Raw genomic sequence first — 14,580 nt, 5'->3', positions numbered from 1 at the left:
CCTCCTTCGATATAGACTTTATTAACCGCCTATGATCTTCTTGGCAACCATCGATAAATCGGAAATGTCCACTTTTCCATCGTGGTTCACATCGGCTTTCTTCGCTTCCTGCCAATCGATGCTGGATTGATCTTTGCCGTAATGGACAGCGACGATCGACAGATCGCCAATGCTGACCTTGCCGTCTTTGTTTACATCTTCGATCATACCGGCCGCGGTAATCTCGATTCTCGCAGATCGCTCCGGAAGAAGTGTCTCTTCACCAAGTCCGTTAGCTAAAACCGCTTGGTTTAACGCAATTATCCCAGACGTATCCTGATTTGAATCCTTAGCCCGTAAGGTTAGTTCCAATATATGAGCATCTCCATCAATAGCCTGATCAGCTCCCTGGCTTGCAAGAATGAACCGAAGCTTACCTTGCGGTTCTTTCACTGTTTGCAGGATCTCCGTTCCGGTCTGCAAAGACTTTGCCGATACGAATTCGAACACATTAGGATCGAAATTGAGGTCAAGGTCCTGGGCATAAACCCCCTTAACTCTTTCCAATCCTAAATTCAGCTTGAAGGTCTCACCCGCCTGCACCGATTGCGCACCGGAAAATACGGCAGCCGGATCTTTAGAAGGAACAACGTTTACGGATGTGTATAGCTTACGCACTTCATCGTTCGATAGCGGCTTGCTATATAAACGAATTTCGTCTAACACGCCATCGAACACATTCACCAATGTCGAGCCGTTCTCGTTCAATCTAGAACCAATCCGAAATTGGTAAGGGTTATAGGGTTGATCGATAAATCCGGAGATCACTTTCTCTGCTGCCTGCTCGCCATTGATAAACATTTTATACTTATTCCCATCCCGAGTAACGGCAACATGGGACCACTCATTAAGTGGGATCGAGCCTGCCGGCGTAACAAACTCATATAGACCAAAATCTTGGCCAAGCTCGTTTGTTATTTGGAAATACATTCTCCCTTTCGAAATCCACCAATCCCATTGATATGGAGATTTGTTCTGCTGTCCCTGAGATAAAATCATTTTTTTATCATCAAATGAACGCGGATTGATCCAGAGTGATAACGTGAAGTTAGAGCGAGTAACAATCGGATCAATAATGATCGAGTGATCTTTGCCATTAAAGTCGAGTGCTTTACCAGCTTTGCCTTCAACCCAGACAGGAGTGGAACCCTGAATGACGCTAACGTGACCCGTTACTTTATCGACCACGGTATTGCCCTGATTCTCGTTGAAATGAAAATATTGTTCGAGGCTAGAATTGCTCGTGAATGTCATTTTCGTATTCGATGCTATCGTATTCGGCGCAGCCGCACGATCTTTTATCCCGGAAATCGTGAGAATGTAACTTTTCAATTCCTCAAGCGGTCCTGCCAGCGTCAATTCAACCGTCTTGTCGTCCACTAACACGGCAGAACGCACGGAGATCGGGGTATTCAATACGTAATTTCCTGTATTCTGAGCAGATTGCGGATCGACTGGCTCGCTGAATGTAACGGAAATTTTATCATTTTGCAGAGATGTCACTTTATCTACTGTAGGAGGGATCGTATCCTCTGCTGTACGCACGGTTACTGTACCGCTCTTCTCTCCTTCCATGCCTTGACCGTTCACAGCCGATACCTGGTAGGTATACTCATTCGATTCGGTTAATCCATTATCGATGTAATTCGTACCTGATGTTTCCGCGACCTTTATCCCGTTACGGTAAATATCATATTGTTTAATTCCTGTTTCCGGATCGGAAGCGGCGATCCAGGATAAGGTAACGGAAGTATCGTTCTTCACCTCGGCTTTCAGTTCGGATGGAATCGTTGGCGGTGTTGGATCTATGGCTTTGATACCCGTTCTAGTGACATACAATTTCGATATTTTCGGAGTCAGAACAGATTCGCTGATTTGCAGGCGAACTTTCTTGACGGTAACGGGATTGATTTTGATGATATGCTTGTGGCCGATCGCGTCGCCATCCGCCAGCTTGATCCATGTGCCGTCTTCCTTTTGTCCTTCATACGAATATTTTCGGACTCTCTCGCCAAATGCGATATCTTCCATAGCAATGATATGGTCGATCTCCTTGGTACCGTTCAGGTCAAGCTCGATCGACTTGCCTTCTCCTTTGGTGATGGCAAGCGGATAACCGACCCGGTCCGATATGGCGGTCCCTAACTCCTTCGCCCGTTGAACATAACTATCGGGGATCATACCATCGGTTTGCGGTGTTACATTCAACAGCAAATTTGTTCCTTCCCCTACGGAATTGTAAAAGGCATTCACCAATGTATTTAGCGGCTTCGGAGTGCCTCCGAACCATTGCCCCTCGTAAGTTCCGCCTTCATGCAGACTGGTGTCCGTCTCATTCGGCAGCCAGTAAACGCCGTTCGGATCACTATAGTCGCTTGTTACATCGCCCTCTTTGTTCATGAAACGGTCCAGACCAGCTTGAGAGACAGTATTCCACGGCTTGAACGGTTTACTTCCCCCCTCGTTGCCTACCCAGCGAACCAGGTTGTATGTGCCTTGGAACTGTATGGCATTCGGCTGATTGCGGTCGATTGTCTCTTTCACACGCTCTACGAGACGAGGGTCCAAATTGCCATCGAACCAGATTTCGAATATATCGCCATATTTCGTCGTTAATTCCTGCAGCTGGCGCACATAATAATCAACGTATTTTTCCATTTTGATCGGATCGCTGATCGTTCCTCCCAATCCGGTGCCAAATGCCTTGTCTTGCGGGGAGAGATAGAATCCAAGCTTCAGTCCGCGCTCTTTCGCGGATTTCACGAGATCCGCCATGACGTCGCCTTTTCCGTCTTTATAAGGGGTCTGATGGATACCGAGAACATTATCCTGGGAATTCCACCATGCGAACCCGTCCATATGTTTAATGACGACAACCATATATTTCGCGCCTAAACTTACGGCAACGTCTGCCCATTGATCCGTATTCAATTTTGACAATGTCATTTGTGACGGTGGAATGGCGGAACCATTGGGATGACGGTTAATATGCATGAACATCCCGATCTCTTGATTTGCCCAGTCGACTTGAGGGGACGATGGAATTTCAAGACCCCCATAATGGATCATCGCCGGAACCTGATCGAGATCCTTCGTCCCTCCAAATGCACTTTTCTTCACTACAATTTGAATGGGTGTATCGTCTTGAACTGGAACAGCGGTGCTGCCTTTCACGATGATGTCGATCGTCTCATTGGAGCTTTTCTTTACATCGTAACTTAATCCATTCGGCAAACCGGTTACGGTAACATCACTTAATTCCAATTCGTCCTTCACGGTCTGCCCTGGTACGCGAACGGTCCATTTATTTTTAAAGGATCGAATTTGTGCGTTGTTCTTCTCGAATTGCACGCTGCCTGCGAGTTGAAATTCATTATATTTGTAAGTGGACGGTGGAGGCTCGTATGCGCGGTAATTGGGATTAAACGGATTGATGACTTCCTTAGCGATCTTAACGGTCGCCGTTGTCTGCTTGCTGCCGTCCTCCGTTGTCGCAGTCACGGTTGCCGTACCTTCCTTCAAACCCTCCAGTATAACTTTGCCTCCGCTTTCGTTCGCGATTTTCACAACGGACTCATCGCTAGTTGTCCACTTGATTTGGTTGTTGGTCGTATTAAACGGCTGCAGTAACGCTTCCAATTGCCCCATCTCGCCTTTCTTGATCGTGAGTCTCGTCTGGTTCATTTGAATGCCTGATACTTCATTCGTCGGTTGATAGACCTCGAAATCATATAAAGAGTATCCATAATTCGTAGCACGGCTTGTTCCTTGCATTTTGACATATTTGGCACGAACCGGATCAAACGTTATGTAATCGAATCCGCCGTCTCCCGTGTTCGTTGTAAACACGTCTTTCCACGTATTTCCGTCCGTTGAGACTTGAATTTTGTACCCCTTGCCGTATGCTGCTTCCCAATTCAGCTTAACACCGTTAAACTCGTGGATTTGACTCAAATCCACCGAAATCCATTCCCCATCTGTGTAAAGGCTCGACCAGCGCGTCGTAGAATCACCGTCTACCGCTTTCTGAGCGGTAAAGCTGCTTGTTTCAGTGGAAGAGACCGTGACGGGATTATTCAACGCCAAATCGCCGGCCGATGCCGCATGGACATTCGGACATACAGGCATTAGATAACCCGCCGTCGTCGCGATCAGAATGGTAGCAAGCCATCGTTGTGGTCTGCTGGAATTCATAGGCTTCATGGTTAACCTCCATTTCTATGATTTCACTGCAGTTATATGTGTACGGGATAACGGATGAAATAATAATTGAATATTTAACTTTAAATGTTTGTTTTTCTACTATTATTCAAAACCATATTAAAACAACAAAAACCCGACTGATCAGAGCACGTCGTGTGCCTCGGTCAGTCGGGTTAAATGCGCCCCATATTATCGTAATCTGTTAGAAGTCTATACTCGATGAATATTATAAATATCGAGAAATGATCCGAACTAATTTTGCTGGCAGTTCATTCAAATTCGTAATATCCAGAAATCTCTCTCCGCCATAGATCTGGCTAATGACATCCTTGTCTTGACCAATGGCTGCTGCGAGAAAGGTTATTCCCTTTCTCTCATAATGAGCAATCGTCTGATGCATGTCTTGCATGGCAAGGCTTCCAGTATAATCTTCCATTGCTTTGGGTTGCCCGTCACTGATGCTGATTAACAGCTTTGTTTGCTTGGGTGCAGCAGCTAACCGTTCTGCCATAATGCGCAGAGCCATGCCATCTCGGTTATTGCTTCGCGCACGAATTCCCATCAGCCTGAACCGATCACGGAAATCCATTTTATCATAATCGGCATAAGCAAAGATGGACATCTGTTCTAATCGGGAGACATCCGCCGTATCCCCATAGATGAGAATCGGAATATTACATATTTGACAAAATTCATACACTGCTATGACTGCGCGCTTTGCCGCTTCCAATCTTCCGAAAGCAGCCATCGATGCGGATTCATCTACCCTCAAACCGACGACAAGACCAGGGGATTCCGTCGGGGGACGTTTCTTTGCAAAATACCTGAAGTCTCGGTAGGCCACGCTGTCAGCCTGAAATTTAGATCCATAATAATGGTTCTTTGCAAATTCCGTGCTTACCTCATGCTCTAAGAGCGGCAGCGTCGTTCTGGCAATTTCACGTACGATGGGCATAAGCCCCCGGCTCAGATTAAAATACTCCTCCTGGTTGGTCGCATCATATTCAGGTCGGTGAACAATAAGCTTAACAGCCTTATGAATAGAATCGGATACAATTTCCCTGGAGACCCGATTCAGCTTTTTGCGAAAGTCCCGTTCCTTTTGCTTCTCATCCTCCGACATGGGTTCAGGATTGCCTTTATGATATTTCGGTGATCCGTTCTCGCCCGAATCGGTACTCTCCAAATCCGCTGACTCATCTGAGCTGATGGATGAACTCTCTTCGCTATCAGCGGTCTTTTTGAACGAAATCCCTTCTTCCTCAGCTTCGTTCTCAGGGATCAAGTCAGTGTCCGTATGAATTTCCTCGATTGCGATCTCCACGGCGTCTAAATTTCGTTTTTTTTTAATTCATTGGGGACTTCATCCAATCTACCCATCAAACCTTGACCATCCAACGCATCTTCCAGCAGTTTGATTTCATCTGCATCGGTTGTGATCTTGTAGATAACTTTATGATAAAGGGATTCTCTTGCGGAAGCCCCTCTTGCAACGGCATCTGCCCAGTAGAAATAGGAGCGCATGCCGGCCACACCTTTAATCGCATTTGCCCGGGCTGTTTTATCCAACAGAATAATTGTATCTGCCAAAACATCGAGCACTTCATTGTCCCTAAAGCCGGTTTTGGCCATTGCGCGTTCGATCATAATCTCCTTGCTCGGCAGGTCCATCTTCTCCGTATGCTGAATCCTGTCACGCAGCGCCTCGTTAAGCGGCCTAGATCCTGCATAACTGCGATTTGCCGTGATAACCGCGATGAAATCCGGATGCCTGTGAACGATTTCCATTGGAAGATTAATGGTGCCATCCAGCTCCAAGGCAGAATTTAGCGCCATCAATACCGCAGCATCTCGAATCACATTCGGTTCTTGTATTTCTAACAGATAGCCTTGTCGAAAGGCCCTCACGATCTCGGATGGGTAAAATCGATACTCTACGGCTTCATCCTTGGCATTATCTGAAGCCAACTTCAGTAATTGCCTCATCTTCACAGAAGCCATTTCTTGCGTTATCCCCAGCGCAGCTATTAAAATCTCCGTCGAGCTCTGAAAGCCATCACTCTCATATAATGAGCTCAAGGCAGTTTGGTCTGCAGTATCTAACTCATTCATTCGATCCGAAGAAAGTACCGGTAAAATGGCTCCAATGATATCCGATTTATCCATATCCGCAAAGCAAGTTACTTTGGTGTAAGGTACCCTGAAGTTCGCCGACAATGCTTTGGCGAGTTGTGTCTTGCCGGAACCGGCATCTCCTTCGAGTAGGATATTGGCAATTTTCATCTCGTCACGATCCCAATTGCGCTTCACTTCACTGCAGATTCGGCGTTCGACCTCGCTCACTTTATGAGATAATGGCTTTTGCCATACAAGGACTTTCTCTTCATCTGTCAATTCTCTCCCTGGTGACAATACATATTGTTCCACTCTCATTATGAATACCCCAAATCCCCTAATAATCTCGATAAGGTTCGCAGACGTTCTCCGATCATCTCACCGTTATCGCTCAATGCTTTGTTGAACAGCTTGATATCCTCATTTATTTCATTATTATCCGTACACACGGCCACTGTCATCGCATTCCCTTGCAGTCCAATCCGCTCGATAACAGGATTCTGCGGATCATATAAATGATCGTATCGATAGGCTTCACTAAAATGGTTCAGTGCGCTACAAAGAAGAATGGACAAATCAAGAATGCGATGGAGAGGTATCTCCTCTGACTGTCCGGACCATTCTTCCTCTGTGTATCTCCATAGATCGGCGGAAATATGGGTCTTTCCTTCATCATTCAATGGGGTCAATCCCAAAGTTAAAGCTTTTACATCTGTATTATTAGCGAATCGCCCATCCACTTTCCCATAGTTGTCCGAAATAATAACAGGTTTATGATTCCTAGATTCAGTTATTTTCATTGTGTCTCCTCTTTTCGCTTATTGAACTGGCAAGATAATTTTATAGACATTTTATTATTATGTCTATATTTATAATAGACAATTTATCATTTGTTGTAAATAGTGATTATATTCATTCATATTTTCCGGACGCACACTGAAACGCAAAAAAGCCCGCGTACTACGCAGACTTTTATGGATTGATCGATAATATTTTGTTCTTCTACATGGAGATGATTAATTCGCAAGCAACCTTTTATCGATTACTTTAAATGGAGCTTCTGGGCCTGTTCTTCCGTCAAAATATATTCCTCGCTCGGCCATATCTCATCCTCATTATCCACGCCGAACATTTTCATCACTTCAGGCCAGATCCCTTTTTCCACTGCTTCCGCTTGGGTTATGATCATTTTCATGATAATTAGCCTCCTTATCCGCTATATCTTTTAGCATTCCCCTAAAAGTGTCTTCTGATTTCCATTTCACCTTTTTTTATGTGTGACATAGGCTGTAATGAATGAAAGATAAAGGAGGGTTAATATGAGATATCGTTGCCCCATTTGTGGTAATTGGCGCACGGATTGTACCATCATTGACGAATGGAGTACCGTCATCGCCCCACCTGCACCCGAGTTAAAAGCAATCTGTATTGACCCACATACGAGTGCGCTCCTCATCTTAGATATGGAGAATTCAATATGCAACAATGATCGCTGTATAGCTTCGATCCCTAAGATTAACAATCTATTGAAGCAAGCACGTAAACATAACATGTTAGTTGTTTATAGCCTTACACATATAGGAACTGTTTCAGATATTGCCCCTCAGCTAAGCCCCTCGCCATATGACCCTGTTGTTAAATCGAATGTAGATAAGTTCTACGGCACCGATTTAGAAAAAGTTTTACAAGAGCATGGTATACAAACTGTAATCATTACTGGTTATGCTGCAAATGGCGCAGTCCTCCACACCGCCACGAGCGCTGCATTCTGTGGATTTGATGTTGTTGTTCCTGTTGACGGCATGTCAGCTGTTAATCCATATGCCGAACAGTATACGGCATGGCATATGCTCAATAGTCCTGGTACACGAAACCGAGCAACCCTAACGAAGATGGATTTGATAACTTTTTGCCAGTAAAAGGGCATTCGCGATAATCAGCGAATGCCCTTTGGTTAGGAGAATGGATATGGGGTTTGCATCGTGATTTTATCTATATGAAGTATTCAAAGCTTTCAACAAGGTGCGAACGTCATACATGTGAGGTGTTACCGGACAGACCTTCTTATTCAATCCCATCAAGGTATAGACGGCAATTCTCGCTGCACGAATCGAATATTCTTCCGTAAATACCATATCTTCAGGAATTTCAACGAACTGACTAATCAGACCCAAGTTCGTCGAACCATCTGGTACCACTTTTGGACGATCGCTCAAGGCACGGGGTTGGAATTGTGACACAATGTAAGGCATCATGCATGGAATAACATTCACGACGCTATCCATGATCTCATCCATATCTTCTTCCATATGCAGATGGTGAATTAATTCAACCAGCATCTCTTTCCCTGTACAATCTCGCATTGGCTTCTTCACATAATTACCTTCTTTGTCTGTGTACAAGCCGTATCCCCAGAATATTGTCGTATCTGCTGATTGGTTTTTAAAGTGAGGCTGCGCCGCAACAACGATGGACATCAGCCAATTCGAATCTTTGAATGTCATAAGCGCACCGCTGCCCGGTTTATTGCGGGAATATTTCTCAATCATCTTCAGCAGCTTATTGCCTTTGCAAGTCACGGTGAAGGACTCCCAATTCGTCTCCTCCGGATTACCGAAGAATGGCGTTGGATTCCCAAGTCCCTCCTTCTTCGCTGCGATCTTCGCCCACAGGTTGCCTGACATCGGATTCTCGTGCACCATTGTGGCAGGTGTGTTCAAATCACCTAACGTTGCATTATCGGTCATGCAACCATTGGTCACGATACACAGATCATCCTTTTGAAGTTGAATCACGCCTGATTTGCCATCTTGCTCATAATGGATCGCTGTGACGGTGATCCCGTCGCCTTCCGCAAAATCAAGATCAGTTACGGTATATTTCAAGCTGAAATCAACACCATACCCATCCAGATAGGTTTTGATCGGCAGAATAATGGAGTCATATTGGTTATACGGAGTACGCGTAACCCCTTCGAGTGTCTGAATCCGAGAGAATTCGAACATCATGCGATTCATATAGCGTCTGAATTCAAACAAACTGGACCACTTCTGGAAGGCAAATGTCGTCTGCCACATATACCAGAAGTTCGTTTCGAAGAAATGAGGTGTCTCTGCAAACCAATCGCAGATCCGCAAATTGTCCAATTTCTCCTCCGGTGTGATCATCAATCGGCCAAGTGCCAATCGATCAGCCGTGTTAAAGCCCATCGACATCACATCGAGTACTTCACCGTCTTTGTTAATTAATCGAGCATTCGCATGTGTGGGATGCGCGTGGTCAAAAGCTAGAATCTCATCGCATACGGACACACCTTCTTGCTCAATCGAAGGAATGGACGATAGCAGCTCCCATGTATTCTCGTAGGTTTCTTCGTTCAACATCCGTCCGCCTCGGCATACGAAACCTTGCATTTTGTCGCCGGCTCCATCATTACTTCCTCCGAGGATGTGCATGCCTTCTAAAATATGAATATTCTCTCCTGGAAAGTCACAATCACGTAAAAGATAAGTTGCACCCGCGAGAGATGCTAGACCGCCACCAACAAAGTAAACTTGTCTGTTTCCGTATTCTTTTTTCATCGATGTAACCTCCATATGTTCAATTGTATTTCTCCGTGAGTCCAATATACTGCACCTATGGAACGATTACCTTAGACACCAAAAGGACTGTGTATAAAATTTATACACAACCCTCTTATTGTCTAATCAGATAGAATAACTAGTGTCGGAAATTAGCAGCTCTTCACGTATTTTGTAATGGCTTTCTCCATATCGCCTTCAATGAGGACACTTAATCGATCGATAATCATCTCTGGATCTTCCGTCATATCGTGTCTGATCCACTCCAACATAATACCGATAAACGCATAGGTATAGAAATTCGCGATAAAATTCTTATCTTCCAACCTCACCTGCTTATTGGCGTTGACTTCCTCAATGACGCCCATGAGCAGCTCGAATACCGCTAGGTGGAGAAACAGGTCCAGATGTTCCCGCCCCATGGAACGATAGGTGCTCATACAGAATTTCTTGTTATCCAGTACATACTGAAATATCTTAAGAAAACCCTGCTGCCAAGTGTCGTATGTACGATAATTTGCGATACTATCCAGCGCTTCCGTCTTATAGATCCAACCTAATAGATCGTATATATCTTGAAAATGGTAATAAAACGTCTGTCGATTCACGCCACAGTCTGCAACGAGATCTTTGACTGTGATTTTATCGAGTGACGATCGTTCCATCATGGCTTTTAAAGTGGAGGATAAAGCTTTTTTGGTCATCCCGGACATGTCGCACAGCTCCTTCCAAACTAGAGAGAGTGATTGTAATAGACAATAAACGCTCATTCATTGATTATAACTGCGCCATGTCACGTGGTACAAGGCCCTGATCTCTATAGCGTTAACCGGACCGCCCCTCAGTTAGCGTCGTCTTCTGTTCGCGATGGGATGACTTATTTTATTTCTTTCATAAATTCTCTCAAATTCTCTACGATTTCTTTGCCTTTGGTCCGATGGATGTAATGATCTGCTTCGAACAGCATCACTTTTCCATGTGCAGAATTTTTTAATTGCGCTTCGTGCTCGGGTACCCATCGATCCGTTACGGGATGATTCGCTTGGATAAAGAAAATAACGGGAAGATTTTCGGGAAATGATACGCTTTCAGCTGCTTTAAAATTAGAATACATATGTTCAACTTCATTTATTATGTTTGAATTAAACGTGTTTTTGTGCATAAGAATTCTCATTTGTTCTTTCGTTTTATCATCATAGGGCAGTGCAGCCAATGGGTCCTTACCCAATTTCATGGCCAATCTGGAGAGACCTGATTTTTTGAGCCATTTAACCATTTCTAGTTGGGAGGATTCAATCTTCTCCGTTAGCGTCGGAACACTGCTATCGAGCCCGACAAATGCAATGACCTCGTTTTCGTATTTATTCACATAATCGAGTCCGTAAACGCCTGAAATGGAGTGTCCCATGAGAATATAACGTTCAATGTTAAGACCTTGTAAGGCATCGTGAATTTCACGGACAATATTCTCTGTGGTCCGTTCCTTTTCGGTTAAATCACTTAATCCATATCCAAAAGGCTCAACAACGATGACTTTGTAGAATGGTGATAGCTCTTCGATTAGAGGCTTAAAATCCAGTGCGGGTGCCGCTGTTGCAAGACCGGGTAGGAGTACGACGGTTTCTTCGCCTGTTCCTTGGATCAGAACATTCATATTTTTCCCGTCTACAGATACGTGCTGGCCGTAGGGCTCTAATCTTTTTGACTCCGAGTTATTACATAGAATATTTACAGTATAAACAATGGCTAGAAAGAGCACGATGGCTATCAATATTGCTCCGATGACTTTAAGAAACATGTTTCGTACTTTATTGGTTCTCGTTCGATTCCTCGTTATTGATTCCGCTTGGTGTACCATTCGCATCTACTCCTGTTCTTATTTGTTTCTATGAATGTAAGTATGAACATGTTACAAAATGCCACATCGACATATGCACAGCGAAAAACCGCCCCAAAGGACGGTTTTCCATTCAGACATGATCGGTTAGAGGTCTCCCGGCTCTATAAATTTCACCTCTGGATACAGATCGTTTGGCCCCTGAATCAGATTTCCACCCGTTCCTTTTAGTTGCTTATTGAAGAAATCGAGTACATATTGATTGACAATGCTTGATCCTCTTTTACCACTTATATCTCCTGTTATCCCCGTCAGTTTAATCAACTCAGAATAGAATTGAAGGTCCGTGAAGTTGAAGTGTTGGGTTCCTTCTACATAAATCGCACTTCCCCCCTGATTGATAACATTTTTAATAATGTGCAGCTCATCTGAAAGTTGTTTAATTATTTCGTTATCCGGATTTTTATCCTTTTTAAAATCTACTAACCAGTCTTTAAAACTTCCCGATCTTATGAACATAAACGGCTTGTTTATAACATCTCTATTTTCCACTTCATAGAGTGACCCGTCCATATTGATCCCGGCCTTGATTCTATGATCTAAATAAGTTGTATTAAACGCCGTTGCACCCCCAAAAGAATGCCCCATCGCGCCTATGTTATTTAAATCTATTTTCCCTTTGAATTGACTTTCGATTGCACCTGAATTTAGCTTTTCGATTTGATTGATGACAAACTCTACGTCTTGCGTCCATATATTTCCGATTTTTCTACGATCATCTATTGTTGTCATCTTTGTTTTATAGTCCGTTACACGGCCATCCGGAAAAATGGTAGCAAAGGTGCTATATGTATGATCGATTGTGACCACGATAAACCCATGACTAGCCAAATTCTCTGCCTGTGATGCATGTAGAACTCTACTGGATCCCATGCCATGAGATAGCAGTACCAGAGGATAAGGACTTGTAGAAGGTAATATTTCTACATTTTCATAAGAGTTGGTTCTACTATACTTCCAGTAATCGAACACAAAATCGGGAAGGTTTAAAGAATTAGAGTATGTCTGAATGTATTTTTTGAACATTTCTTTATCTTTTGGAAAAAGCGCTTCACGCTTGTTGTTATTTTTATTTTCCGTAGGATACCAAACTTGAACCATTAGCTCCCGCTTATCGCTTTGATCTTCAGTTAAGACTTCATCTCTATTCTGATCTGTAAAATGAAATGTTTGAGTACCCACTTTCTCTGGACCATCAAGTTTCGGCAAATGAAAGACAGGCAAGTATACAGACAAGCTGGTAGATACAACAAGTAAAATAACAATGATGGAAGATAAACTATATTTCAACAGCTTCCCTAATTTTAAATTTACCATCTTTCTTGAATGTCTAAATAACACGATGAGAAGGAGTAGAGCCGTCATGATATATACCAAAAGCAACTGCCATCTGTATCCCTCAACCAACAATTGAACTACGAATATAACGCTACTTCCTATACACAAACCCAATCCTGTTTTCTTTGCGCTTCTTTTAATAAACAATAAATCGAGTAGTAAAGCCAAACAGGATATAACTAAAAGGATTTCAAATAATCTCATATGTATCCCTCTCTTCCATCAATAGGACTGTGGAAAACCGTCCTTTGGGACGGTCTTCCACAGTCCTATTTATTTTGCTTCTTCCATAAAAGCTCTAACGTCCTCAGCGATTTCTTTGAATTTGGTGTGGTGCAAATAATGCGATCCTTCCATGGTGATGACTTTGCCATGTACCGAGTCTTTGATCTGCCCTTCATGCAGAGGGATCCATCCGGCTATATCTTGATTATCCGCTTGTACAAAGAGTAGAAGCGGGAGGTCTTTCGGGAAGGTTAAACCTTGAGCTCCTTTAAAATTGGAAGAAATATGGTCCATCTCGTTCAACATCGTGGAACTATTCGAGTTTCTATTCGACAGCATGGTCATCTGTTCTATGGTGCGATCATCAAATGCGAGTTCAGCATAGGGGCTGCCACCCAATTTGACCGCTAGCCTTTGGAGACCTGATTTTTTAAGAAATGCAAACGTTTTTAATGGGAATTTAACATCCATACCCGGTTGTGTTGGAACACTGCTATCGATTCCGACAAATGCAGTCACCTCGTTAGGATACTTGTTCACATAATTAATCCCGTAAATGCCTGTAATGGAGTGGCCCATGAGCATGTAGCGGTTAATGTTAAGCTGCTGAAGCGCTTCATGAACTTCACTTACGATATTCTCTGTGGTTCGATCTTTTTCCGTTCCATCACTTAATCCATAACCGAAAGGCTCAACGGCAACAACTTTGTAATATGGAGATAGTTCATCGATGAGCAGCTTAAAATCAAGCGCCGGTGCAGCTGTTCCATAACCAGGCAGAAGCACGATCGTTTCCTTGCCATCGCCTTGAATTAACACATTCATATTTTTTCCGTCCACAGACACGTGTTGACCGTACGGCACGATTTTTGCTTGATCCGATTTTGTTGCGAACACATTCACGAGAAATACAATAGCTAGAAAAAGCACAATGGCTATAGCTATTACTCCTAAGGTTTTAAGTAAAATACGCAGCGGCTTACGTATCCTTTTTTTCGTTACCTCTTCTTTTGGTTGCATGTTCATCTACTCCTGTCCCTCTTCTCTATATTGGGCTGCCTTGAATAAGAAGCCGTTAAAAGAAGCATATATGACGAAGATGTCCTCCCCATGACGACAATATGAACGGAATATGAACTGATCCAAAATAAAAGGCTTCACACGCAAGGAAGCTTGCGCATG

Annotated in this window: 11 protein-coding genes; 1 reads left to right on the top strand and 10 read right to left on the bottom strand. The window is 43.6% G+C overall.

Annotation, left to right across the window (positions count from 1 at the left end; genetic code table 11):
- Nucleotides 1–21: 21 nt before the first annotated feature.
- The 5 genes from ACFQZR_RS05720 to ACFQZR_RS05700 all read right to left on the bottom strand — a co-directional run bounded on the left by ACFQZR_RS05720 (nt 22) and on the right by ACFQZR_RS05700 (nt 7,552).
- The gene (locus ACFQZR_RS05720; RefSeq protein WP_379343663.1) at nt 22–4,242 is read right to left on the bottom strand and encodes a discoidin domain-containing protein; all 4,221 of its coding nucleotides are present in this window, start codon (nt 4,240–4,242) and stop codon (nt 22–24) included.
- A gap of 226 nt (nt 4,243–4,468) precedes the next feature.
- Complete coding sequence (locus ACFQZR_RS05715) at nt 4,469–5,566, bottom strand: vWA domain-containing protein (RefSeq protein ID WP_379343661.1); 1,098 nt, start codon at nt 5,564–5,566, stop codon at nt 4,469–4,471.
- A gap of 5 nt (nt 5,567–5,571) precedes the next feature.
- Nucleotides 5,572–6,675, bottom strand: a complete 1,104-nt coding sequence (locus ACFQZR_RS05710) for an AAA family ATPase (protein ID WP_379343659.1) — start codon at nt 6,673–6,675, stop codon at nt 5,572–5,574.
- Nucleotides 6,675–7,157 (bottom strand): DUF6530 family protein, encoded by a 483-nt coding sequence (locus ACFQZR_RS05705; RefSeq protein WP_379343657.1) that lies wholly within the window; start codon nt 7,155–7,157, stop codon nt 6,675–6,677. Before ACFQZR_RS05705 ends, ACFQZR_RS05710 begins: the two co-directional genes overlap by 1 nt.
- 242 nt (nt 7,158–7,399) lie before the next feature.
- Nucleotides 7,400–7,552, bottom strand: coding sequence for a hypothetical protein (locus ACFQZR_RS05700; protein ID WP_379343655.1), 153 nt, complete (start codon nt 7,550–7,552; stop codon nt 7,400–7,402).
- Between the two features lie 124 nt (nt 7,553–7,676).
- Here ACFQZR_RS05700 and ACFQZR_RS05695 point away from each other — a divergent pair, with 124 nt between their 5' ends.
- Nucleotides 7,677–8,276, top strand: a complete 600-nt coding sequence (locus ACFQZR_RS05695) for a cysteine hydrolase family protein (protein WP_379343653.1) — start codon at nt 7,677–7,679, stop codon at nt 8,274–8,276.
- A 69-nt stretch (nt 8,277–8,345) separates the two neighbouring features.
- On the opposite strand, the gene ACFQZR_RS05690 is transcribed toward ACFQZR_RS05695, so the two are convergent.
- From ACFQZR_RS05690 to ACFQZR_RS05670, 5 genes are all read right to left on the bottom strand, one after another.
- Nucleotides 8,346–9,953, bottom strand: a complete 1,608-nt coding sequence (locus tag ACFQZR_RS05690; RefSeq protein WP_379343651.1) for an oleate hydratase — start codon at nt 9,951–9,953, stop codon at nt 8,346–8,348.
- A 137-nt stretch (nt 9,954–10,090) separates the two neighbouring features.
- Nucleotides 10,091–10,651 carry a TetR/AcrR family transcriptional regulator gene (locus tag ACFQZR_RS05685; RefSeq protein ID WP_379343649.1) on the bottom strand — a complete coding sequence of 187 codons (561 nt, stop codon included), beginning with the start codon at nt 10,649–10,651 and terminating at the stop codon, nt 10,091–10,093.
- A gap of 164 nt (nt 10,652–10,815) precedes the next feature.
- A complete protein-coding gene (locus tag ACFQZR_RS05680) occupies nt 10,816–11,796 on the bottom strand; it encodes an alpha/beta hydrolase (RefSeq protein ID WP_379343647.1) in 981 nt (326 codons plus the stop codon).
- A gap of 126 nt (nt 11,797–11,922) precedes the next feature.
- Nucleotides 11,923–13,377 (bottom strand): alpha/beta hydrolase family protein, encoded by a 1,455-nt coding sequence (locus ACFQZR_RS05675; protein WP_379343645.1) that lies wholly within the window; start codon nt 13,375–13,377, stop codon nt 11,923–11,925.
- Between the two features lie 69 nt (nt 13,378–13,446).
- Nucleotides 13,447–14,418, bottom strand: coding sequence for an alpha/beta hydrolase (locus ACFQZR_RS05670; protein WP_379343643.1), 972 nt, complete (start codon nt 14,416–14,418; stop codon nt 13,447–13,449).
- Between the last annotated feature and the right edge of the window lie 162 nt (nt 14,419–14,580).

The organism is Paenibacillus sp. GCM10027629, assembly GCF_042676425.1.
GTDB classification, from domain to species: Bacteria; Bacillota; Bacilli; order Paenibacillales; family Paenibacillaceae; genus Paenibacillus_K; species Paenibacillus_K terrigena.
Note: the sequence above shows the minus strand (reverse complement) of the source record. Positions and strands in the feature narration are given on the sequence as shown.